Origin of the sequence: Pseudomonas orientalis (assembly GCF_001439815.1) — a bacterium.
In the GTDB taxonomy this organism is placed as follows: Bacteria; Pseudomonadota; Gammaproteobacteria; order Pseudomonadales; family Pseudomonadaceae; genus Aquipseudomonas; species Aquipseudomonas orientalis.
This window is the reverse complement of record NZ_JYLM01000015.1, coordinates 13085-35207: the sequence shown is the minus strand read 5'-3', so window position 1 is coordinate 35207 and position 22123 is coordinate 13085. Positions and strand designations below refer to the sequence as shown.

Here is a 22123-nt window from a genome sequence, read left to right as displayed (position 1 = left end):
GTGGGGCTCCTTGAAATTGCTGGCGGCTTTCTGACTTCCCGCTTGCGCAGCCGCTGAAAGAAAAGTCTGCCGTGACCGTAAGAAATGCCCATAGAGGCGCGTTTGAAGGTTAACACCGCGACTTCCGCCGGAAAGCCGGTGCAATATATGGAAACAGATCGGCCCGGGCGTGACGGCAAGCCGCCCACCGGCGTCCCGTTAGGGATGGCTGCAAAGATCCCAGCACCCGCAGAGGTGCCCTACCCCAACCAATGCCTACAACCCGTGAGTGTGCTATGGAACCCGGAAACGCCCAGCTGTCGATGACGGTACTGATGACCCCTGACATGGCCAATTTCTCAGGCAATGTCCACGGCGGCACCCTGCTCAAGTACCTCGACGAAGTGGCATATGCGTGCGCCAGCCGTTACGCCGGCCGTTATGTGGTCACGCTGTCGGTGGACCAGGTGATTTTCCGCGAGCCGATCCATGTCGGCGAACTGGTGACCTTTCTCGCATCGGTCAACTACACCGGCAACACCTCGATGGAAGTGGGCATCAAGGTCGTGACCGAGAACATCCGCGAGCGCTCGGTGCGCCATACCAACAGTTGCTTCTTCACCATGGTGGCGGTGGACGACCAGCGCAAACCGGCCGCCGTACCGCCCTTGCAGCCACACAACAGCGAAGACAAGCGCCGCTTCGTGCAGGCCCAGCAGCGTCGGCAGATTCGCCAGGAGCTGGAAAGGCGTTATCAGGAAATCAAGGCCGACGCGCCGTAGTTCAAAATCTGCAAACCCAGTCAAATGTGGGAGGGGGATTTGCCCTAATGCCAGTCAGTTAAAGCTTTTTTCGTAGGAGCGAGCTTGCTCGCGAAAAACTTACAGGCACCGCGTTCATTCAGAAAGCACGCGTTATCGTTGACGTTTTTCGCGAGCAAGCTCGCTCCTACAGAGGGCGGTGGGGGCTTGCCCCCGATAGCCATGAGTATCTACACAACGCTAACCACGATGCGAAGCGAGCCGCTCTTGATCTTGATCTGCTTTTGATCTTAGGCGCCCCGTCAAACCACGGCACCGAGCCTAGGCGAGGTGCCGAGTGGTGGGGCAAGAGCGTTTTGCTTACTTTTGACTGGGCCGGCATTCCGGCTTTTCAAAAGTGAGCCGCTGTAAAAGCGGAACCATTAGCAGCCGTTACCGCAGAAACGGATATGTACTCAACCCAATCCAACATCCTGGTCGGCCCTGAGGCTGCCATCGGGGGCAAGTCGAATCGTCGCACCGCCCCTCCCACATTTGGATTGTGGAGCATCAGCAAGATAGTCATAGGCTGCTGGGGCTTGCCCCCTCTCACATTGGGTTCTATGTACTTACAGGCTGATCGGCGTCGCCTCGAAACGTACCCGGGGATGGGCGATTCGATCCTGCGCCCTCACCAGTTCCAGTTCATAACTGGCGCAGGCCTGGGTCTCCAGCAGCACCTCATGCACCGCCGCCGCCGTGAACTCGAACGCCGCCACCAGGCTATCGCCCAACAGCACCCGCGCCAGGAACAGCCCCGACGTCAGGTCGCCCACACCCACCGGCTGGCGCGGGAAGGCCAGCAGCGGCCTGCGCAAGTGCCAGCTTCCCTCGGCCGTCACCAGCAACATTTCGAAGCCGTCCGGCAGCTTGCCCGGGTAATCCAGATGCTTGACCAGCACTGCCTTCGGCCCGCGCGCCAGCAGTGCTTTGGCCATCGCCAGGCAATCGAACAGCGATTGCGGCTTGCGCCCGGCAAAGCTGTCCAGCTCCAGTTGGTTAGGGCACAGGAAATCCGCCATGGCCGCAGCTTCGTTGAGCAGGAAATCACTGACTTCCTGCGGCACGCTGCAACCCTTTTCCGGATGGCCCATCACCGGGTCGCACAGGTACATCGCCTTGGGATTGAGCGCCTTGATACGTGCCACACCAGTCAGTATCGCTCGCCCCTGAGCCGCGCTGCCGAGGTAGCCGGACAGCACCGCATCACAGTTACCCAGTTCGCCGATCGCCGCGATACCTTCCACCAGCGCAGGAATTTGCTGCGGCGCCAGCACTTCGCCCGCCCAGTGGCCATACTGTGTGTGGTTGGAGAACTGCACCGTGTTGAGCGGCCATACATTCACCCCGACCCGCTGCATGGGGAACACGGCGGCGCTGTTTCCGGCGTGGCCAAAGACCACATGAGACTGGATCGCAAGCAGATGGGGTGTACGTTTCATGCAGGAGATTTCCATAAAGCCGTTGAAATTCTGGCCGCGCAGTATGCGACTAAACGCAGCCTGTACGACAGACCGGCGACACAGTTAAGCTGCGCTCACTTTGTTGGAGTTCATGGAATGCTGACCCTGGGAAACATGTTCGTGTTGATGCTGCTGGCGACCGGCGCCGCTTGGGTCTGGCACAACCATGGCTTGCGCGAGCGGGCGCTGGAGCGCGTCAAGCAGCACTGCGCCAAGCTCGACATCGAACTGCTCGACGGCGCGGTAGCGTTGAAACGCATCGGTTTCGTGAAGGATGCCAGTGGTCGGCGCCGTCTGGCACGCGTCTACAATTTCGAGTTCACCGTGACGGGCGAGGCTCGCCACAGCGGGACCATCACTCAATTTGGCGCCCACAGCGCGCAGATCGAACTGGCGCCCTACCCGTTCGAAGCCAAGGAGCCGCTGCCCAGCGCCGAGGTCATCGAACTGAGCCAGTGGCGCCAGGACCACGCCACCAAGAATCGTCAGTAACGGCAGGCCGTCAGGGCGGTCTGCAACGCGGCCACATCCTGAGGTGCGCTGAAGATCAGTTCGATACGCGAATCGCGGCGCCATTCGCTGGGCTGCCAGGCCAGCGGGCTGTTATCCACAGCATTGGCGGATACCCAGGCGTCACGGCTGTGGATAACCAGTTTGGCGCGCCGCCATTCCAGACTTGTCAGCCACTGATTCAAACGCTGCGGATCAAATTGCTGACTCGGATGCCAGCGCCAGCCGATGCTCCAGCCGTCCTTCTGGGCCTGGCTCAGGCAGATCGGCAGCGCGAGGTCGCTCCACACCGCCGGCAAATGAGCCAAGCCTTTGGGGACCACGAAGTTATCCACCACCCCGCCGGCCTGCACCTTCAGACCAGGCAACTGCTCAATGGGCAACCACGCCTGACGCGTCCAATAAAGCGCGTTGCCGGGTAACTGCTGCTCAATGGCCTGGCGCTGCAGCGCATCCAGCGCCTCATCCTTGTTCAACACCAGCAGGCCGGCACTGCCCAGCGCCTCCTGCTGCGCCGGCGGCAAGGGTTTGCCCGCTGCCAGGGCCTGCGCGTCCAGCACCAGTACGCAGGGCTGAACCGCCAGCACGTCCTGCCACGGCGCCTGGCTCAGTTGTTCGAGTAACTGCGCCGGATGGCCCAGGCCCGAGGGTTCGATAAACAGCCGATCCGGCTTGGCCCTACGCAACAATCGACCCAGGCCTACCTGGAACGGCGCGCCATTCACACAACACAGGCAGCCACCCGCCACTTCGCCCAGGGCAATGCCATCGTCGTTTTGAGTGAGCAAGGCCGCGTCCAGGCCGATCTGCCCGAACTCATTGATCAACACCGCCCAACGCTCGTTGGCCGGACGCTGGGAAAGCAGGTGTTTGATCAGGCTGGTCTTGCCGGCGCCCAAGGGCCCGGCAATCACGTGGGTGGGAATGTTCTGCAGCATGGGTGGCATCATTCAGACCGTGTAGAGCGCTTGATCCTACGCGTTTATGCGAGCCAATCCAGCGTGAGAATCAAGCGGCGCTCATTGGCCTTCAGGGCGGGCGAGCGGTGAATCAGGCCATGATGTTCGTTGCCATGCCATTTTGTCCCCTTGAGCAGCGCCACTTCACCGCAGTGGATGTGCTCGATGCGCTCGGTGGGTTCTGCGTCAGGCTGGCCCAACCGGCGGCGGTCCATGACGCCTTCGCGCAGCCACTGGCTGCCGACGCCGGCGTAGGTGGTGATCAGCCGCACAGGCACATGGTCGACATGAAAACGCGGGCACATGGCCTTGTCCAGCAAGCGCAAACGTACGCCGATACGCTTGGCGCCAAGCAGGCAAGCGAATGCGCTGATCAGCCAGGAAACATCGGCGATAAAACCGTCATAGCCTTCAAGGTCACGGCAACCGGACGCCAGGCCTTGCAAGTTCGGCGCGGTGTCTTCGTTGCTCAACTCGATGACCATTGCTTCGGCCAGCGGTTCATCGAGCGACACCAGCAACGCACCGAACTCGGCGATATGCAGCGGCAATTGGCGCTGCCACAGCGCCAGGTTCACGCCATCTTCCAGGATATCGGACAGCGCCAGCGGGGTTTCGCCGCGGGTCTGGCGGATCACGGGGCGCAGGGGAATAACCGGGGCCAGCATCAGGCGGCTGCCTCCTCATACCAGGGGCCAAAGGGGTCGGCCAACTGGTGCCAGCCTTCTACGCCCAGGGCCATTTCTTCATCAGTGAGCAGGCACTGGTCCAGCTCGGCGCGCATCTGTGCAAAGTCGATGTTCTGCCCGATAAACACCAGTTCCTGACGACAATCGCCAGTGCTCGGCTGCCAGTTGCCCATGATTGCGGCGACACCTTCTTCGTCCTGCGGCCACTGGCTTTTCGGCACGAAGCGCCACCAGCGGCCGGCAAAGCCATGGCGCATCAAACCACCGGCCTGGGACCAACTGCCGGCGTCCTGGTGTTTGCTGGCCAGCCAGAAAAAACCCTTGGAACGCAACAGCTTGCCATTCACCCAGGGCCGGTCGATGAAGTCGAAAAACCGCTGCGGGTGGAAGGGGCGGCGCGCGCGATAAGCGGTGGAGGCGATGCCGAACTCTTCGGTTTCCGGTACGTGTTCGCCGCGCAACTCCTGCAACCAGCCTGGGGCCTGGGCGGCCCGCTCGAAATCAAAGCGGCCGGTGTTGAGGATGGTGTGAAGCGGCACCTGCCCCATCACCATCGGGATGATGCGTGCCTGGGCATTGAGCCGTTCGAGGATCGCCATCAGCTCTTGGCGTTCGTGGCTGCCGATCAGGTCGATCTTGCTGATCAGTATCACGTCGGCGAACTCGATCTGTTCGATCAACAGGTCGGTGATCGAGCGCTCATCCTCTTCGCCCAGGGTTTCCCCGCGAGAGGCCAGGCTTTCTGCGGCTTGATAGTCGAGCAGGAAATTCATGCCGTCGACGACGGTGACCATGGTGTCCAGGCGCGCGATATCCGCCAGGCTTTGCCCGTTTTCATCGCGAAAGGTGAAGGTTTCGGCCACAGGCATGGGTTCGGAGATACCGGTGGATTCGATCAGCAGGTAATCGAACCGACCTTCCCTGGCGAGCTTGCCGACTTCTTCGAGCAAGTCTTCGCGCAAGGTGCAGCAGATGCAGCCGTTGCTCATCTCCACCAGCTTTTCTTCAGCGCGATTGAGGGTGACGTCGCGCTGGACCTCACTGCCATCGATGTTGATTTCGCTCATGTCGTTGACGATCACCGCCACGCGCAGGTTTTCGCGGTTACGCAGCACGTGGTTGAGCAGGGTGCTTTTACCGGCGCCGAGAAAGCCGGACAACACGGTAACGGGTAGACGGTTGGGCATCAGGTCGTTCTCATCAGGCTGCCCGGTCAGGCCAGGCTTTGTTTTATGTTATAGTATAACAATAGAAACAAGCCAACCTTCCTTGCGCTGCGTGACGAAGGGCGCGAAGCTTGATCTCCTTCCACCCCTGGAAAACCCTGATGAAACGCCTGTGGTACATCCTGCTATTGGCAGCGGCAGGACCTGCCTGTGCCCAATCCCCAAGCCTGTTGGCCCACTGCACGCGCAGCGCCACCCTGCTGGCCTGCGTAGACCCGATGGGCAATGCCTACAGCGTGGCGACCGTTGGCAGCACCACGTATCTGCGCGGTTTCGAAGTGATGGGCAAACGCTACTGGGCACAAACCAACAGCCGCTACGGGCAATTGACGTTCTTTACCGGGTTGGCCTCGGACGGTGAGGCGTGGGTCGGCTACACGCGACGCGTGGGCTGGACCACCCTTAACCGCTTCTCCAGTTCCGGTGGCGCCAGCGCCACATTCACCTGCAGCCGCATCACCGGCTGTTAAACCTGGCCTTTCTTCTGCTCCTGGACCCACGCCATATAGCTGTTCATCGGCGGGTTCTTCTCGAAGTATTTTTTCAGACCGTCGAACAGGCCGTCGGCAACCGCCTGTTGATGGCGCGCTGTCACCAGCCGCTGCGCGTCCTGGGTGTTGGAGATAAAGCCGGTCTCGACCAGGATCGACGGCACGTCGGGTGATTTGAGCACCGCGAAACCGGCCTGTTCCACCCGCTTCTGGTGCAGGCTGGTGATGTTTTGCAGGCTACCCAGCACCGAGCTGCCCAGTTGCAGGCTGGAGGCGATGGTGGCGTTCATCGACATGTCGAGGATGACTCCCGCGAGCATCGGGTCCTTGTCCTTGAGATTCAGTAACGTCGTGGCGCCCAGCAGGTCCGCGCCGTTTTCGCGCTGGGCCATGAAGCGTGCGGTCGCAGAGGTGGCGCCGCCTTCGGACAACGCATATACCGAGGCGCCCGACGCAGTAAGCCGGGGGGCGGCGTCGGCATGCACCGAGATGAACATATCGGCTTTGTGCTGACGGGCGATGTCCACGCGCTTGCGCAACGGCACGAAGAAGTCATCGTTGCGCACCAGCTTCACGTCGAAACCCTTCTCGCGCTTCAAGCGTTTGGCCAGCAACTGAGCGATCGACAGCACCACATCTTTTTCGCGCTGGCCCTTGGAGCCGATGGCGCCCGGGTCCTTGCCGCCGTGCCCCGGGTCGACCACCACGATGATGTCGCGCCGGGGATGGGTTTTATCCACCGGTGCGATCAAGGGCGCGGGCTCAGCGGCGATTTGACGAGGCGCCGACGTGGCGCGGGTCAGGTCGAGCACCAGGCGATGGCCCTGGCCCTCCTGAGGCGGCAACAGGAAACTGTTGAGCTGCATCGGCGCGGCCAGGTCCAGCACGATGCGGGTGTCGTTCGTGCCGAAATGCCCGGAGCGGATCGAGGTAATTCCGCTGTTTTTCAGCGCCAACTGGGAGAAGTCGCCACTGAGCCCGGCGCCGCTCAGGTCGATGATCAAGCGTTCCGGGGCGGTCAGTGAAAAAGTCTTGTACTGCACCGGGCCGCTGAGATCGAAGACCAGCCGCAGCTTATCGTCCGAACGCCACAGGCGCGCATTGCGGATCTGCGTGGCATAAGCCCCCGCAGGCAAGGCGAACAGGGGGCTGAGCAGCAGCAGGTTGAGGAGCTGACGTCTGTGCATGACCGATACCGCGAATAAGAGAGCGTCCCTGCTCGACGTGACTGAGGAAAGGCTGGAGCAGAAAATTCATCGTAGATCGTATTGTTATACTATAACATGTCTAATTATTACCAACGATGGACCTGCTTATGAATGCGCTGACTCTGCCGGATATCGCCGCGCAGGCTTCACGCCAGGCTTTGCCACTCGACTGGGTGGGCATGTGCGGCGTTGCCCTGCCTGTCCTGCTCGATGGCCAACGCCTGCCCGCCACCGCCGATGCGGGTGTGAGCCTGGACGATGGCTCGGCCCGTGGCATTCATATGTCACGCTTGTACCTGGCACTGGAGATGTTCGACCAGCAGCCGCTTACGCCTGCACTTCTGCGTAATGTACTGCAGCGTTTTCTCGACACACATGAAGATTTATCTAATAACGCCTACCTGCGCATCCATACCCACTTGCTGTTGAAACGCCCTGCCCTGGTCAGCCCGTTGGACGGCTGGAAGCGCTACCCGATCAGCATCGAGGCGCGTCTGGAAAACCAGATGTTCCACGTGGAACTAAAAATTGACGTAACTTACTCTTCAACCTGCCCATGCTCCGCTGCCCTTGCCAGGCAGTTGATTCAGCAGCAATTTCTGAACGATTTTGCCCACGCGCCATTGCAGCACGCAGACGTGTTGACCTGGCTCGGCAGCGCCAACGGTATTGTCGCTACACCCCACAGCCAGCGCAGCAGCGCGCAGTTGCATGTGCACTTGCAAGGCGAGCAATTACCAATTGTCGACTTGATCAACAGCGCCGAAGCCGCCCTCGGCACCGCCGTGCAAACCGCAGTCAAACGTGCGGACGAGCAAGCCTTCGCCCTGGCCAACGGGCAGAACCTGATGTTCTGCGAGGACGCCGCCCGCCGCCTCAACCTCGCCTTGAAACGCTCGGATGCGGTCAAAGCCTTTCACCTCAAAGTGGTCCACGCCGAAAGCCTGCACGCGCACGATGCCGTGGCTGAAAGCCGCTGGACGAGACCTTCCACATGATCACTTGCAATGCGTTGCGCTGGGGCGCTCCGGGCCAACCGCTCACCCCCGCCGTGGATTTCACCCTGGAAAAAGGCAGCCTCACCGGCGTCATCGGCCCCAATGGCTGTGGCAAAAGCAGTCTGCTCAAGGTCATCGCCGGCTTGCAGAAGCCGCTGGCGGGAAAGGTCGCTGTCGATGTTCCACGGCGCGGCGGCCTGGCCTTCCTGCCCCAGCAGCAACACTTGGACCGGCAATTCCCCATCAGCCTGCAGGAACTGGTCGCTGCCGGATTGTGGGGCACCCGGCTCACGCCACAGCAACGCAGCGAGCGCCTGCACGCCGTGCTGGAAGACTGGTGTCTCGGCGGCCTGGAGCAACGCCCGTTGATGGCCCTGTCCGGCGGGCAACTGCAACGCGCCCTGCTCGCCCGCATGAGCCTGACCGACTCGCCGGTGTTGCTGCTCGACGAACCCCACGCCGCCCTCGACGAAGACGGCCAAGCGCTGTGCTGGAAACATATCCATGCCTGGCATGACGAGGGCCGCACGCTGATGGTGGTCTGTCATGACCTGGCGTCGGTGCGTCATCACACCCAACAGGTGCTGCACATCAAAAGCACGGGCTGCGCGCTGGGATCGAGTAAAACGTTGATCCGCCCACAACCGCAGTTGCAGGTGGCCTGATGCATTTCGCCGCCCACCTGTGGATGCCCTTTGTCGATTTCGTATTCATGCGCCGCGCGCTGATCGGGGGACTGGTGTTGGCCTGCAGCACGGCGCCGCTGGGAGTGTTTCTGATCCTGCGGCGCATGAGCCTGATCGGTGATGCGGTGGCCCACGGCATCCTGCCCGGCGCCGCCCTGGGCTTCTGGTTCGCCGGGCTGAGCCTGCCCGCGCTGACCATCGGCGGCCTCGGCGCGGGGCTGAGCATGGCCGGGCTATCCGCGTGGATCACCCGCCGCACCGGCCTGCGTGAAGACGCCAGCCTCGCCGCCATCTACCCCATCTCACTCGCCGCCGGCGTGTTGATTCTTGGCATTGCCGGCAAGCGCCTGGACCTGCTGCACCTGCTGTTCGGCTCCGCCCTGGCCGTGGATGAAACCACCCTCACCGGCATGCTGTGGGTCACCGGCTTCAGCCTGATTGCCATGGTGCTGATCTACAAACCGCTGCTGCTCGATACCCTCGACCCGCTGTTCCTGCAAACCGTCAGCCGCCTCGGCCCGCTCGCCCACGGGCTGTTCCTGACCCTGGTGGTGCTTAACCTGGTGATCGGTTTCCAGGCCATCGGCGCCTTGATGGTGGTGGGCTTGATGATGCTGCCGGCCATCGCTTCACGCTTCTGGAGCCGGCGCCTGCCGGTGTTGATTGCGGTATCGGCAGCGCTGGGATGCCTGTCGGTATGGCTGGGTCTGCTGTTGTCGTTCTACTACTCACTGCCCAGCGGCCCGGCCATCGTGCTGGTGGCGGGCGGCGGGTATTTGCTGTCCGTGGTCTTCGGTCCGGTGCACGGCTTGCTGCGCCGCCCGCCCTTGCTGTCATCCCAATGAGGTGTTTTCCGATGCGCGCTCTACTCGTGCTGTTCAGTCTGCTGCTGCCGCTCTCGATGGCCCAGGCCGCCGACAAACTCCAGGTGGTCACCAGCTTCAGTATTCTCGATGACATCACCCATCAGATCGGTGGCGATCACATCCAGATCAGCAACATGGTCGGCCCCGACGCCGACGCCCACACCTACGAACCCACGCCGGACGACGCCAAGGCGCTGCTCAAGGCCAAGCTCATCATCAAGAACGGCCTGGGCTTCGAGCCCTGGTTGGACCGCCTGGTGGCCAGCACCGAAACCCAGGCCACGGTGGTCACCGCCAGCAAGGGCGTGATCTCCCACACCATGGACGAGGACGGCGAAACCATCCCCGACCCACACGCCTGGCACAACCTGGCCAACGCCGAGATCTACGTCAACAACATCACCAAAGCGCTGGTGACCGCCGACCCTGCCAACCAGGCGGATTACCAGCGCAACAGCCAGGCCTACCTGAAAGACATTCACCGCCTGCTGGCCGAAGCCAAGGTAAAGTTCGGCGCACTGCCTGCCGGTAACCGTCGTATCGTGACCTCCCATGACGCCTTTGGTTACCTGGGCCAGGCCTATGGCATCCAGTTCCTCGCGCCACAGGGCCTGTCCACCGAGCGCGAACCGTCGGCCGCCGAAGTGGCCGCGTTGATCACCCAGATCCGCAAGGACAAGGTCAAGGCCGTGTTCATGGAAAACATCAAGGACTCACGCCTGCTCAAGCAGATTGCCGACGAAAGCGGCGCACAGATCGGCGGCACGCTGTACTCCGATGCCCTCGCCGCCGAAGGCCCGGCCAGCACCTTTATCGGGCTGTTCGAATACAACCTCAACACCTTGTGCGCCGCACTGAGCAAACCATGATCCGCAAGAACCCTTCCGGCGACCTGCCGGTGATTGCCGAATCGGCCTACGTCGACAAAACCGCGATCATCTGCGGCAAGGTCATCATCGGCGAAAACGTGTTTGTCGGGCCCTACGCCGTGATTCGCGCCGATGAAGTTGACGCCAGCGGTGCCATGGACCCGATCACCATCGGTGCCAATTCCAATATCCAGGACGGCGTGGTGATCCACTCCAAGTCCGGTGCCGCCGTGACCATCGGCGAGTTCACGTCCATTGCGCACCGCTCCATCGTCCATGGCCCCTGCACCGTCGGCGACCGCGTATTCATTGGCTTCAACAGCGTGCTGTTCAACTGCGCCGTGGGCGACGGCTGCGTGGTGCGGCACAACTCGGTGGTGGACGGGCGCGACCTGCCCGCAGCCTTCTATGTACCCTCCACCACCCGTATCGGGCCTGGTACCGACCTGTCGCAATTTCCACCGGTGAGCGTCAGCGCCTCGGAGTTTTCCGAAGACGTGGCGCGCACCAATGTCGACCTGGTGCGCGGTTACAAAGCCCTGCAAAACGAGTTCTGAAGCATGAGCCGCCTGTTGATTCGCAATGCCCGGCTGGTCAATGAAGGCCGGGAGTTCGACGCTGACGTGCTGGTGGTCAGCGGCCGTATCGAGAAGATTGCCCCCAGCATCGAGCACCTGAACGAACCGGTGGAGCTCGACGCCCAAGGCCATTGGCTGTTGCCGGGGATGATTGATGACCAGGTGCATTTTCGTGAACCCGGCGCGCCGGACAAAGGCAGTTTCTACAGCGAGTCCCGCGCGGCGGTGGCCGGCGGTGTTACCAGCTTCATGGATATGCCCAACACCCAACCGGCAACGCTGAGCCTGGAGGCCCTGGCCGATAAAAAGCGCCGCGCCGCGCTGCACTCGGTGGCCAACTACGGCTTTCATTTTGGCGTAAGCAACGACAACCTCGACACTGTCGCGGCCCTCGACCCGCGCGACGTGGCCGGCGTCAAAGTGTTCATGGGCGCCTCCACCGGCAATATGCTGGTGGACGACCCACGGATCCTGGAGCGCCTGTTTGCCGACGTGCCGACGATACTGCTGGCCCACTGCGAACACACGTCGAGCATCCAGGCCAACGAGGGGCGCCTGCGCGAGCGCTTCGGCAAGCACATCCCCGCCGTGGCGCATGCGCTGATCCGCGATGCAGAGGCCTGTTATCGCTCGTCTTCGTTTGCCGTGGAATTGGCCAAGCGCCACGGCACGCGCCTGCATGTACTGCACCTGACCAGCGCGCGGGAATTGGCCTTGTTCGAAGACAAGCCACTGGCGGACAAACGCATCACCGCCGAAGTCTGCCTGCATCACCTGCTGTTCGACAACCGCGACTATCAGCGCCTCGGCCACCAGATCAAATGCAACCCGGCGATCAAGACCCGCGCCGACCGCGACGCCCTGCGCCTGGCTCTACTGACTGACCGTCTGGATGTGATTGGCAGTGACCACGCGCCGCATACCTGGGCACAAAAGCAGCTGGACTATTGCCAGGCACCGGCAGGCTTGCCCCTGGTGCAACATGCGTTACCGGCATTGCTGGAGCTGGTGGCCGACGGACTGCTGCCGTTGACCACACTGGTGGCGAAAACCAGTCATCGCGTTGCCGACCTGTTTGCCATCCCGGACCGGGGTTATCTACGCGAGGGGTATTGGGCCGACCTGGTACTGATCAAGCCCGAGCCCGCAGGCAAACCGGTGAGCAGCCAACCGATCCTTGCCCGTTGCGGCTGGACGCCTTTCGCCGAGCGCAGCTTTCGTCACAGCGTCAGCACCACGCTGGTGTCCGGCCACCTGGCTTGGCACAACGGCCAGGTGATCGATAGTTGCCAGGGCCTGCCCCTGCATTTTCTGCGTTAAGCGCGAGGTTTGACGGTGCCGCAGTCGTTACCCAGCCACTGCGCGTGAGTGTCCAGGCTGCCCTTTTGCTGGATGCCGGTGGCATTGAACGTGCCGTTGACGGTGGTGGTGAATTCTTTCTGGCTCTGGAACGTCGCCACGCCCGTGCCTTGGGCTTTCGGGCAGTTGAAGCGGAATTTCCACTGGTTGCCGGTCTTGTCGGTCACTTGCTGTTTGCAGCCCGATTGCGGGTCGGTCAGGGGAATGGAATCGGAAGCGACCTGGGCCGGTGTCAGGCATACCTGCACGCCTTTACCGGCCATGGTGATGCCCTGCTTTTCGAGCATGGCGCGTTGTTCAGGGGTCATCTGTTGCTTGAGCTGACCGAGGATCAACGACAGGTCCGGCAGGTCCTGGTTATCGACTTTCATATTGCTGGTGGTCAATTCCCACAAGCCCGGCGCCAGCATCTGCGCCTGCGCCGCCACCGGCAGCGACAAACCAACAAGCATGGACAAACAGAGCAGACGAGCATTCATCGGGTAACTCCTGGGCAATTGTGGGCGTTAGACGCCGCAAAGGCGCCAGTGTTGCACGGCAAATAAAATAGCGACATTCACTGTGGAACATGGTCTGTTACGCACTGGACTGCCCGGAGTGATGTCGTTCATGGATTTTTTTGGCCCGCACCTGCTCGCCTACTTCATTGCCACGCTGCATTTTTTCGGGAGCCTCGCCGCGATCCATGCGGTACTGACCGTCAGGACCGCCCAAGGCTCGATTGCCTGGGCCTTGTCGCTGATGTTCATGCCCTATCTCACGCTGATTCCCTACCTGATTTTCGGGCGCAGCACGTTCGACGCCTACATTCAGGCGCGCCGCCAGGCCAACCAGGAAATGCACCGGGCAATCGCCGAGCTGAACTGGCGCCCGTGGGTCGAGGAAGCGCTGGCCGCGCGCAACTCCAGTGCCTATGCCTCCTTGCGCGCCATGCCCAAATTAGGACGCATGCCTTGCCTGGCCAATAACCAGGTGCAGTTGCTGGTCAATGGCGACGCCACCTTCAGCGCCATCTTCGAGGCCATCGGCAACGCGAAAACCGCCGTGCTGTTCCAGTTCTTCATCATTCATGACGATGATCTCGGCCGCCAACTGCACCGATTACTCACGACAAAAGCGGCCGAAGGCGTGGACATCTACGTGCTTTACGACCGCATCGGCAGCCACGCCCTGCCCCATCGCTACGTGCAATCGCTGCGCGACGCCGGGGTGAAGGTCAAGGCCTTCGCCACCCGCAGCGGCTGGCTGAACCGCTTCCAGGTCAACTTTCGCAACCACCGCAAAATCTTGGTGGTGGACGGTATTACCGGCTTTGTCGGCGGGCACAATGTGGGCGATGAATACCTGGGCAAAAAGCCGCCGTTGGCGCCGTGGCGCGATACCCACGTGCAGGTCACCGGCCCGGTGGTGGCGTGCTTGCAGGAATCGTTCGCCGAGGACTGGTTCTGGGCCGCACGGGCATTGCCGCCGCTGATCCTGCCGGACGCTTATCCGGAAGACGGCGTGCTCTGCCAATTGCTCGCCAGCGGGCCGGCGGACCCGTATGAAACCTGCTCGCTGTTTTTCGTCGAGGCCATTCACGCCGCGACCGAACGCGTGTGGATCACCAGCCCGTATTTCATCCCCGACGAGGCCGTGTTCGCCGCCCTGCGCCTGGCCGTCCTGCGCGGCGTGGATGTGCGCGTGCTGCTGCCCTCGCGTCCCGACCACCGCATCGTGTACGCCGCCTCCAGCCTCTATGCCATCGAAGCGGTGCGTGCCGGCGTGCGGGTGTTCCGCTACACCCCAGGGTTCCTGCATCAAAAGGTGGTGTTGGTGGACAGCGAAATCAGCGCCATTGGCAGCGCGAATATGGACAACCGTTCGTTCCGGCTGAATTTCGAAGTGATGTTGCTGACGGTCGATGAAGCCTTCGCCAAAGAGGTGGAGCGGATGCTGCTGGACGACTTCGCCCTGGCCCATGAAGTCAGCCAGGAAGAAAGCCGCGAGACCCGGCGCCTGCAACAGCTGGGCATGCGGGTGGCACGCTTGATCTCACCCATTCTTTAAACACACAGATGGCCCTCTGTAGGAGCGAGCTTGCTCGCGAAAAACGTCAACGATAACGCGTGCTTCCTGAATGAACGCGGTGCCTGTGAGTTTTTCGCGAGCAAGCTCGCTCCTACAAAAAGCCTTAAGCCCCCTCCCACATTTTGATCTGCGGTGTTCTTAGCGGTAGATATCTTCCCGCGTCCACGGCAGTTCATGGCCACCATCGGCATGGGCTTTCACCGCCAGGATCTGGTGCAGGTTGATCCAGCCCCGGGCGAACGCATAGGCGCAACCGGCCAGGTACAGGCGCCAGATACGCAACGCGTGCTCCGGCACCATCTTCGCCGCCGCTTCGAGGTTGTCCTCCAGGCGCTCGCTCCAATGGTCCAGCGTACGGGCGTAGTGCAGGCGCAGGCTTTCGACATCCACCACTTCCAACCCGGCTTCGCTGATTTGCGCCGTCATCATCGCCAGGTGCGGCAGTTCGCCGTTGGGGAAGACATAGCGCTCGATAAACTCCCCGGCGCCACGGCCCACCGGACGGCCGTCGGTATGTTTGGCGGTAATGCCATGATTCATCACCAAGCCACCTTCGCGCACGGCGCCAAACAGAATCCGGCAGTATTGCGCCAGGTTGGCGTGGCCGACATGTTCAAACATGCCCACGCTCACCACCTTGTCGAAACGACCGTCCTGGGGCAGGTCGCGATAATCGAGCAGCTGCAGGTCGACCTGTTCTTCCAGGCCTTCGGCCTTCACCCGCTCTCTGGCCAGGGCCAGTTGTTCCTTGCTCAAGGTAATCCCGAACACTTTGACGCCGAATTCCCGCGCCGCAAACCGCGCCAGCCCACCCCATCCGCATCCCACATCAAGCAGATATTCACCCGGCTGCAGCCGCAATTTGCGGCACAGGTGACGAAATTTGTCTTGCTGGGCCTGGTCGATGGACTCACTGCCGGTTTCGAAATAACCGCAGGAATACACCATGTCCTGGTCCAGCCATAGCTGGTAGAACTCGTTCGACAGGTCGTAATGGTAGGAAATGGCCGCCGCATCGGTTGCCTTGTCGTGGATCGAGCGCACCGGACGAGGTCCGTCGTCGTCTTCGATCAAGGCGTGACTCAACTCGTCACATACCCTGATCACCTCGGCAATGGAGCCCTCCAGCTCCAGTTTGCCCTCGACGAAGGCTTCACCCAGTGAATCGAGCGTGGGATGGGTCAGCTGTGTGACGACCGTGGGGTCCTTCACCACAATGGTCACACTGGGCTCCGGGCCCAGGTTGAATTCATGGCCGTCCCAGAGTCGCAGACGCAGCGGTAGCTGAAGATTCTGTAAGGCCGGTGGAAGTTGCGCGAGCATGAGTAGTCCCCCCCTTGTTTCAGACGTCTGGTGTGAGGGTAGATCATCCCAAATAAAGTAGGAAGCTATCGATTAAATAACCGCCTGCTATGCCCGACGCTCGAGCAACCCGTCCTGGATCCACTGTTTCAACCACGTGGCCGCTTGCAGTGGCGCACCCTCTCCATAAGTGACTGCCAACTCGATGCACAGTTCTGAAAAGTTCCAGCCGGTGGTCGCCATGCCTGCCAGGGCAAGGGCCTCCTCCGGTTCGAGGCTGCGGTACCGACACAGGTTCTGGTGGCGCCACACCAGGCACACGTGGGGCACATCCAGCGCATGGCTGCCGGGAAAGTCCGACTCATCCTTATTGGCCCGCCAGATGGCCACCGTATTGAAACGGCACAGCACATGCTGCACCGAAGGTGCCAGCGCTACGCGCAAGTGCGGCCAGTGCTCAGGCGCCAGTTGCGCCATGTGATCGAGGCTCAGCGGCTCGCCCGCGGGCGCGTCGAATGCCAGAGTGAACGCCCATTCCCACTGCGCCAGTTCAGCCAGCGGGGCACTTTGTGCAGCCTCCAGGTACTCGAGGATAAACAGCGCGAAACGCTCACCCAGCCAACGCAGGCTGTAATGGGCCGAGGGATAACGGCGAATATACGCTTGGCTCAACGCAGCAAATTCTTCATCACCCAACCAATAGTGGATGGCGGCGAAGTCATGGCGCAGCACTTCCTGTAAGCGGGAAAGATAGGCGTTGTGATAGATCGCCAGGCCCGTGTCCACATCCAGCGTCGGGCCGCCGAGCAAGGTGGCGGCAAAACCGCTGGCGGCGGTGGACGTCTCAGACAGCAGATGCGCTTCGAAAGCCAGTTGCCAATCGATCAGGCGCATCGCGACCTCCCGGCCAACGCACTGGTCCCCAGTTCCCGGGCCTTGCTCAACTCGGTCAGCAGCTCTTCGAATGGCGGGAAATGGTCGTCGCGTTCCAATAGCGTCGACACTGGCCCCAGGTGCTCCAGCGTGCGCTGATAGAGCGCCCACACCGGGTCGCATACCGGGTGATCATGGGTATCGACCACGTAGTCGCCGTAATCCACATGCCCCGCCAGATGCAGCTGGCGAATGCTCTCAGGCGGCAGGTTGCGAATGAACTCCCAGGCATCGAACCCGTGGTTGCGCGAGCTGACGTACACATTGTTCACGTCGAGCAGCAGTTGGCATCCCGTCAGGTGCGTCAACGCATTGAGAAATTGCCACTCGGTGAATTCATCCGCCTTGGAGCGCACGTAGCTGGAGACGTTTTCCAGCACCAACGGGCGCTGCAGCACGTCTTGCACCTGACGCACGCGACTGGCCACGTGGTACAGGCTCTCCTCGGTGTAAGGCAGGGGCAGCAGGTCATGCAACTGGTGGGCGCTGCCGCGGCTCCAGCACAGGTGATCGGAAATCCACGCCGGCTGGATGCGCACGGCAAGCTGCTGGATCTGCTTGAGGTAATCGGTATCGATGGCATGGGGGCCGCCGATCGACAGCGACACACCGTGCATCACCAGGGGATAGCGCTCGGCTATCGCGTCAAGGTAGTACAGGGCTTTGCCGCCCTGCACCAGATAGTTCTCGGAGATCACTTCGAACCAATCCACCGCAGGGGATTGGGCGAGGATCTGTTCATAGTATTCGTTGCGTAAACCCAGGCCGTAACCCAGGGAGGGGAAAGAACTGGCCATCATGTACTCCTGGACAGTGTCCGCAGCGGCGCAATGGCCGCTGCGGTTGCACGTGCGTGTCGGTTACTCGCCGACTTTGCCACCGGCCTTGTCGCACTCAGCCTTGGTCATGGCCTTGAAGCCGTGACCCTTGCAGACCGCCTGGCCTTTGCAGGCGTTTTCAGCGGTTTTGCAGTCGTTCATGCCTTTGCAGGAGGTGACGCCGTAGCAATGAACCGGCGCGTCGGCGGCCTGTACCTGGGTGGCGACGCCGGCAAACAGGGAAGCGGCGGCGATCGCCAGGGCAGCACCGGAAACGGCGTGTTTGATATTCATTGTGTAGTCCTCAAGTGGTGGTGCCGGTCTGGACGGATTGCCCAGTCTCGACACACCACTAGAGTGAGACGCCCTTTTCGCGTTACAGCCCCTGTACACAAATTTCTAAAAATTATTCGTCAAGCTTCAACAGCGGCTCCTGAAAGCGCAGCAAGCGCCCGGCGTTACCGAGTACCAGCAAGGTGCTGAGGTTATGCAGCACCGCGGCGATCATGGCCCCGGCGGCACCCAGCCAGCCGAAGGCGGCGAACACCACGATCGCCAGCGTCCAGCCCAGCCCGATGACCACGTTGACCTGCAAGGTGCGCCGGCATTGGCGACTCAAGCGCACGCAAGTACCCAGGCGGCGCAGGTCGCTGCCGATCAGCACCACGTCGGCCGAGGCCAGCGCGATATCGGCACCGCCCGCGCCCATCGCCACGCCAACCACACCGGCCTTCAGTGCCAGGGAGTCGTTGATCCCATCCCCCACTACCATCGGCCGGAAACCGCTGCCGATCTCCCCCAGCACCCGGTTGAGTTTGTCTTCCGGTAACGCCTGTGCCTGGACTTCACCGATGCCCACCTGCACGGCGAGGCTGTCGGCCACGCTCTGGCGGTCGCCGGTGAGCAGCAGCTGGCGACCCAGCCCCAGCTCGCGCAGTTCCTGCAGGGCCTGGCGCGCCTCCGGCTTGACGCTATCTGCCAGCAGCAGCCAGGCCAGGAATTGCCCGTTCAGCGCCAGCCCGGCAATCGGGCCGTCGTGGTCAGGTACGCAGGTGGTGACGATATTCAATTGCTCGAACAGTTCGGGGCGGCCCAACGCCGCTTCGCCCTGCTCCGTGTGCGCAACCACGCCGAGCCCCTGGCGCTCGCGAATATCGGTCAGCGCCAGCAGCTGTTCCTGTGTCGCCAACCCCGCCAGTGCGCGACTGACCGGATGGCTGCTGGCCGAACCGAGGCTGGCTGCCAGGTTGAGCAATGCCTGGCGATCGGTCGAAGCGGTTTGGATGGACTGCAGACGCAAGGTACCGAAGGTGAGGGTGCCGGTCTTGTCGACGACCAGCGAGGTGAGGTCCGCCAGCTCTTCCAGAAAAGCCGAGCTGCGAATCAGGATGCCATGGCGCGCGGCGACCGCGATTCCGGCAATCGCGGTCGCCGGCGCCGACAACACCAACGCACACGGACACGCCGCCACCAGCACGGCAAGCATCGCCTGGGCGTCATGAGTGACAAACCAGGTGACCGCCGCCAGCAACAGCACCAGCACCATATAGCTACCGGCGTAGCGCTCCAGCAACCGCGTGATCGGCGGCTTGGCACGCTCGGCGTTCTGCATCAGCGCGATGACTTTGCCCAGGGTCGACTCATTGCCCGTGCGCGTCACTTCAAGGCGCAGCAGGCCGTCCAGGTTGATCGCACCGCCGAACACCTGCACGCCCACACTGGCCTCCAGGGGCACCGACTCCCCGGTGATCGGCGCGGTGTCCAGGCTGGCCTGGCCCGACAGCACCACGCCATCGGCCGGCACGCGGTCGCCGGCGCGCACTTCGACCACATCGCCGGTGTTCAGCGTGGCGTTGTCCACCTCTACAATGCTGCCGTCCGCCTGCACCCGGCGCGCATGGCTGCGGGTGAGCTTGCCCAGCGCGTGGATCGCTTCCTGGGAACCGATCACGCTGCGCTCCTCGAGCACATGCCCGAAAATCATGATGATCGGCAGCAAGGCAGCGGTCAGCAGATCGCCGGTGGCCCAGGCGCCCATCATCGCCAGCGCGATCAATTGGTCGGTGATGCCATGCAGGCTCGGGTAGCGCAGGCTGTACCAGGCCGAACGCATGACCGGCACGGCCACCAGCAGCGAGGCGACACCGAGCAGCAGCTGGCTGACCCCGCCCTGGTCCGCCGCCAGCCAGCGCCACACCAGGCCCAGTAGAAGCAAGCCCAGGGCCAGCATGGCCAGGGTCAATTGCCGGGCGGCGCTGCGCTGTTCGGCGGTGGTCAGCATGGGTGCGCTCATTGCTCGGCTCCCTGGAGAATCAAACGGGAGTCGTCTTTGGGATCGACCGTGGTCACCGAGCCGGCCTGGCCCAGAATCTTCGGCAGGCGCTCACGGTAAAGGCGCAGCAACAGGCCCGGGTCTTTCACTTGCGCCAGGCTGGCGACGGTGGCGGTCTGCGCCTGGGCATTGGCCAGACGCTCACTGGCCTGGGCATGGGCGACCTGTACCTGGCGATCAGCTTCCTGGTTGGCGGCCTGGGTGAGCTTTTGCGCATCGGTGCGCGCGTTGGCCACCGCTTTGTCGGCTTGCTGGCTGGCGGTGAGGACCGCGTTGAACGCGTTCACCGCCGGGCCCGGCAGGCTCGATTGCACATCGACCCGGGTCACTTCGATGCCCAGCCCCAAACCGCTGGCGGTCAGCTGCGCCAGGCGCTGATTGATGCCCTGGACCAAATCACCGCGCAGCCGTTCGCGACGCTCGGCGGCGCCGTTGTCAGTGCCGATCAATTCAGGGCGCGCCACTAAAATAGTGTCCAGGTCCCGCGCCGCCGTCAGGGCAACGGCGCTGCGGGTCACCAGGCGGTCCAGCGCGGGCAGCACATGCTCGCCCTGCAATACAAAGGCATAGGGCTCGGTGACTTTGTAGAAGACCCGCACATCCAGCTGCACGATTCCGGCATCACCGGTCAGCAGATAGCCGGAACCGGCCAGCGTATCGCTCAGGGGTGTGGCGAAACTGGCCACGCGGTCCGCCTGCACCGCCGCCTCCGAACGCAACAGGTTCTCCACCCGACGCTCGATCACCCGGTCCGCCGCCGGCAGCAACACCACCTGCTCGAACGGTTGCGGCCATGCCAGCAACAGCCCGGCATTCTGGATGCGGTCGAGGGCGCCGAAGTGCAGCACCATGGCGCGGTTCTGCGGGTCGATCTGGCGCACATTGGAAAACGCCCAGGCCAACGCGGACAATACGGTGACCGCGTACAGCGCCAGGAATGTCAGGCGCCCGGCCTGAATCCAGGGGCTGTCCGGGCTGTCGCGCTCACTCATGGCTGGACATCCTTGGGTCCATCCACCAACGCGCGGAACGGGGCGGCATCGGTGCGCAGGATGATCTTGGTACCCGGCGTCACCACGGTGCCCAAGGTGTCCAGCGAGCGCAGCAGGTTGTACAGCTGCGGATTGCCCGCGTAGGCACGCCCGTAGATCTGCGCCGCCTCGACCCGCGATTGCGCTTCGATATCAGCGGCCTTGACCGTGGCATCGGCTTGCACGATCCGTGCATCACGTTCGGCCGCCGAGCGGATCTGCGCCGCCTCGCGCTTGCCCACGGCGGTACGCTCGGTGGCGATGGTTTCACGTTCGGCGCGCATGCGGTCGACCGTGGCGGTGAGGGTCACCGACGGCAAGGTCAGCCGTTCGATACCGACCTGGGCCACGCGTACGCCGTAGGTGGCGAGCAATTGTTGATCGATCTGCCGGCGCAGTTGGGCTTCGAACTCGGCGATGCGCACCTGGCTGGCGTCGGTGTTGATCAGGCTGGACAGGTCAAAACTGGCCGCCGTGGTCTCCAGCGCCGAGCCGACGAAGGTACGGATCTGCCGCGCCGCTTCATCCGGTTGGTTCTGTACCGCACGCATGAAGCGCTGCACATTGTCGGTATCGCCCTGCACCTGCCACGCCACGTAGGCCTGCACGATGATGCGCAGGCCATCGCGGGTGCCCACATCCTGCAACCCGCTGGAGGTGGTGCGCAGGCGCAGGTCCACCGGAATCGCCGCTTCGAACGGCGCCGGCCAGCGCCAGCCCAGGCCCGGCTCCAGCAGCACCCGCACCGGGTTGCCGAACCGGGTAATCACCGTGGCCTCGCCGGAACGCACCTGCACCAGGCTCGCCGCCGCGATGGCGAACAGCACAAGCAGTACAGCCCAGGCCATGCGCCGCCAGGGGAAAGGTCCGGCCGCCTGTTCATCGCCGTGATGGTGGTGATGGCCGTGATGATGATGACCGTGATCGTGAGAATGAGCGCTCAACAGACAGACTCC

23 protein-coding genes are annotated in these 22123 nt (G+C 62.5%); 10 read left to right on the top strand and 13 right to left on the bottom strand.

Going from position 1 to position 22123, the window contains the following annotated elements:
- The first annotated feature begins 275 nt into the window (after window positions 1-275).
- Complete coding sequence (locus tag TU82_RS25855) at window positions 276-761, top strand: acyl-CoA thioesterase (RefSeq protein WP_057726060.1); 486 nt, start codon at window positions 276-278, stop codon at window positions 759-761.
- Between the two features lie 587 nt (window positions 762-1348).
- Here the strand turns inward: TU82_RS25855 and pdxY are convergent.
- Window positions 1349-2221 (bottom strand): pyridoxal kinase PdxY, encoded by an 873-nt coding sequence (gene pdxY, locus TU82_RS25845; protein ID WP_057726058.1) that lies wholly within the window; start codon window positions 2219-2221, stop codon window positions 1349-1351.
- 117 nt (window positions 2222-2338) lie between these two features.
- Here pdxY and TU82_RS25840 point away from each other — a divergent pair, with 117 nt between their 5' ends.
- Complete coding sequence (locus tag TU82_RS25840; RefSeq protein ID WP_057726057.1) at window positions 2339-2734, top strand: DUF3301 domain-containing protein; 396 nt, start codon at window positions 2339-2341, stop codon at window positions 2732-2734.
- Here TU82_RS25840 and TU82_RS25835 read toward each other — a convergent pair.
- The 3 genes from TU82_RS25835 to zigA are packed head-to-tail and all read right to left on the bottom strand — an operon-like array spanning window position 2728 to window position 5587.
- The gene (locus TU82_RS25835) at window positions 2728-3690 is read right to left on the bottom strand and encodes a CobW family GTP-binding protein (RefSeq protein WP_057726056.1); all 963 of its coding nucleotides are present in this window, start codon (window positions 3688-3690) and stop codon (window positions 2728-2730) included. The two genes, TU82_RS25840 and TU82_RS25835, sit on opposite strands and share 7 nt — an antisense overlap.
- A 44-nt stretch (window positions 3691-3734) precedes the next feature.
- Window positions 3735-4379: a DUF1826 domain-containing protein gene (locus TU82_RS25830; RefSeq protein WP_057726055.1), complete on the bottom strand. Its 645-nt coding sequence runs from the start codon at window positions 4377-4379 to the stop codon at window positions 3735-3737.
- The gene (zigA, locus tag TU82_RS25825; protein ID WP_057726054.1) at window positions 4379-5587 is read right to left on the bottom strand and encodes a zinc metallochaperone GTPase ZigA; all 1209 of its coding nucleotides are present in this window, start codon (window positions 5585-5587) and stop codon (window positions 4379-4381) included. Before zigA ends, TU82_RS25830 begins: the two co-directional genes overlap by 1 nt.
- Window positions 5588-5727: 140 nt before the next feature.
- On the opposite strand from zigA, the gene TU82_RS25820 reads away from it, so the two are divergent.
- A complete protein-coding gene (locus tag TU82_RS25820) occupies window positions 5728-6096 on the top strand; it encodes a hypothetical protein (RefSeq protein ID WP_057726053.1) in 369 nt (122 codons plus the stop codon).
- On the opposite strand, the gene TU82_RS25815 is transcribed toward TU82_RS25820, so the two are convergent.
- A complete protein-coding gene (locus TU82_RS25815) occupies window positions 6093-7304 on the bottom strand; it encodes an N-acetylmuramoyl-L-alanine amidase (protein ID WP_057726052.1) in 1212 nt (403 codons plus the stop codon). The two genes, TU82_RS25820 and TU82_RS25815, sit on opposite strands and share 4 nt — an antisense overlap.
- A 128-nt stretch (window positions 7305-7432) precedes the next feature.
- Here TU82_RS25815 and folE2 point away from each other — a divergent pair, with 128 nt between their 5' ends.
- From folE2 to TU82_RS25785, 6 genes are read left to right on the top strand one after another with little or no spacing between them, the layout of a single operon-like run.
- On the top strand, window positions 7433-8323 hold the full coding sequence (gene folE2, locus TU82_RS25810) for a GTP cyclohydrolase FolE2 (protein ID WP_057726051.1): 891 nt from the start codon (window positions 7433-7435) through the stop codon (window positions 8321-8323).
- Window positions 8320-8988 carry a metal ABC transporter ATP-binding protein gene (locus TU82_RS25805; protein ID WP_057726050.1) on the top strand — a complete coding sequence of 223 codons (669 nt, stop codon included), beginning with the start codon at window positions 8320-8322 and terminating at the stop codon, window positions 8986-8988. The genes folE2 and TU82_RS25805 overlap by 4 nt, the downstream gene beginning before the upstream one ends.
- The gene (locus tag TU82_RS25800) at window positions 8988-9854 is read left to right on the top strand and encodes a metal ABC transporter permease (protein ID WP_057726049.1); all 867 of its coding nucleotides are present in this window, start codon (window positions 8988-8990) and stop codon (window positions 9852-9854) included. Before TU82_RS25805 ends, TU82_RS25800 begins: the two co-directional genes overlap by 1 nt.
- An 11-nt stretch (window positions 9855-9865) precedes the next feature.
- Window positions 9866-10744 carry a metal ABC transporter substrate-binding protein gene (locus tag TU82_RS25795; protein ID WP_057726048.1) on the top strand — a complete coding sequence of 293 codons (879 nt, stop codon included), beginning with the start codon at window positions 9866-9868 and terminating at the stop codon, window positions 10742-10744.
- On the top strand, window positions 10741-11301 hold the full coding sequence (locus tag TU82_RS25790; protein ID WP_057726047.1) for a gamma carbonic anhydrase family protein: 561 nt from the start codon (window positions 10741-10743) through the stop codon (window positions 11299-11301). Before TU82_RS25795 ends, TU82_RS25790 begins: the two co-directional genes overlap by 4 nt.
- Before the next feature lie 3 nt (window positions 11302-11304).
- On the top strand, window positions 11305-12642 hold the full coding sequence (locus TU82_RS25785) for a dihydroorotase (RefSeq protein ID WP_057726046.1): 1338 nt from the start codon (window positions 11305-11307) through the stop codon (window positions 12640-12642).
- Here the strand turns inward: TU82_RS25785 and TU82_RS25780 are convergent.
- The gene (locus tag TU82_RS25780) at window positions 12639-13160 is read right to left on the bottom strand and encodes a DUF3617 domain-containing protein (RefSeq protein ID WP_057726045.1); all 522 of its coding nucleotides are present in this window, start codon (window positions 13158-13160) and stop codon (window positions 12639-12641) included. The two genes, TU82_RS25785 and TU82_RS25780, sit on opposite strands and share 4 nt — an antisense overlap.
- Window positions 13161-13290: 130 nt before the next feature.
- Between TU82_RS25780 and cls the strand changes: the two genes are divergently transcribed.
- Window positions 13291-14730, top strand: a complete 1440-nt coding sequence (gene cls / locus TU82_RS25775) for a cardiolipin synthase (RefSeq protein ID WP_057726108.1) — start codon at window positions 13291-13293, stop codon at window positions 14728-14730.
- A 159-nt stretch (window positions 14731-14889) separates the two neighbouring features.
- Here cls and cfaB read toward each other — a convergent pair whose 3' ends face one another.
- From cfaB to hflC, 7 genes are all read right to left on the bottom strand, one after another.
- Window positions 14890-16074: a C17 cyclopropane fatty acid synthase CfaB gene (cfaB, locus tag TU82_RS25770; protein ID WP_057726044.1), complete on the bottom strand. Its 1185-nt coding sequence runs from the start codon at window positions 16072-16074 to the stop codon at window positions 14890-14892.
- 87 nt (window positions 16075-16161) lie between these two features.
- Window positions 16162-16947: an HvfC/BufC N-terminal domain-containing protein gene (locus TU82_RS25765; protein WP_057726043.1), complete on the bottom strand. Its 786-nt coding sequence runs from the start codon at window positions 16945-16947 to the stop codon at window positions 16162-16164.
- The gene (gene bufB / locus TU82_RS25760; protein ID WP_057726042.1) at window positions 16938-17783 is read right to left on the bottom strand and encodes an MNIO family bufferin maturase; all 846 of its coding nucleotides are present in this window, start codon (window positions 17781-17783) and stop codon (window positions 16938-16940) included. Before bufB ends, TU82_RS25765 begins: the two co-directional genes overlap by 10 nt.
- Window positions 17784-17846: 63 nt before the next feature.
- Window positions 17847-18098, bottom strand: coding sequence for a BufA2 family periplasmic bufferin-type metallophore (bufA2, locus tag TU82_RS25755; RefSeq protein WP_057726041.1), 252 nt, complete (start codon window positions 18096-18098; stop codon window positions 17847-17849).
- A gap of 112 nt (window positions 18099-18210) precedes the next feature.
- Window positions 18211-20097, bottom strand: a complete 1887-nt coding sequence (locus tag TU82_RS25750; protein ID WP_057726040.1) for a cation-translocating P-type ATPase — start codon at window positions 20095-20097, stop codon at window positions 18211-18213.
- A complete protein-coding gene (gene hflK / locus TU82_RS25745) occupies window positions 20094-21128 on the bottom strand; it encodes a protease modulator HflK (RefSeq protein WP_057726039.1) in 1035 nt (344 codons plus the stop codon). The genes TU82_RS25750 and hflK overlap by 4 nt, the downstream gene beginning before the upstream one ends.
- Window positions 21125-22114: a protease modulator HflC gene (gene hflC, locus TU82_RS25740; RefSeq protein WP_162276168.1), complete on the bottom strand. Its 990-nt coding sequence runs from the start codon at window positions 22112-22114 to the stop codon at window positions 21125-21127. Before hflC ends, hflK begins: the two co-directional genes overlap by 4 nt.
- Window positions 22115-22123 lie beyond the last annotated feature (9 nt).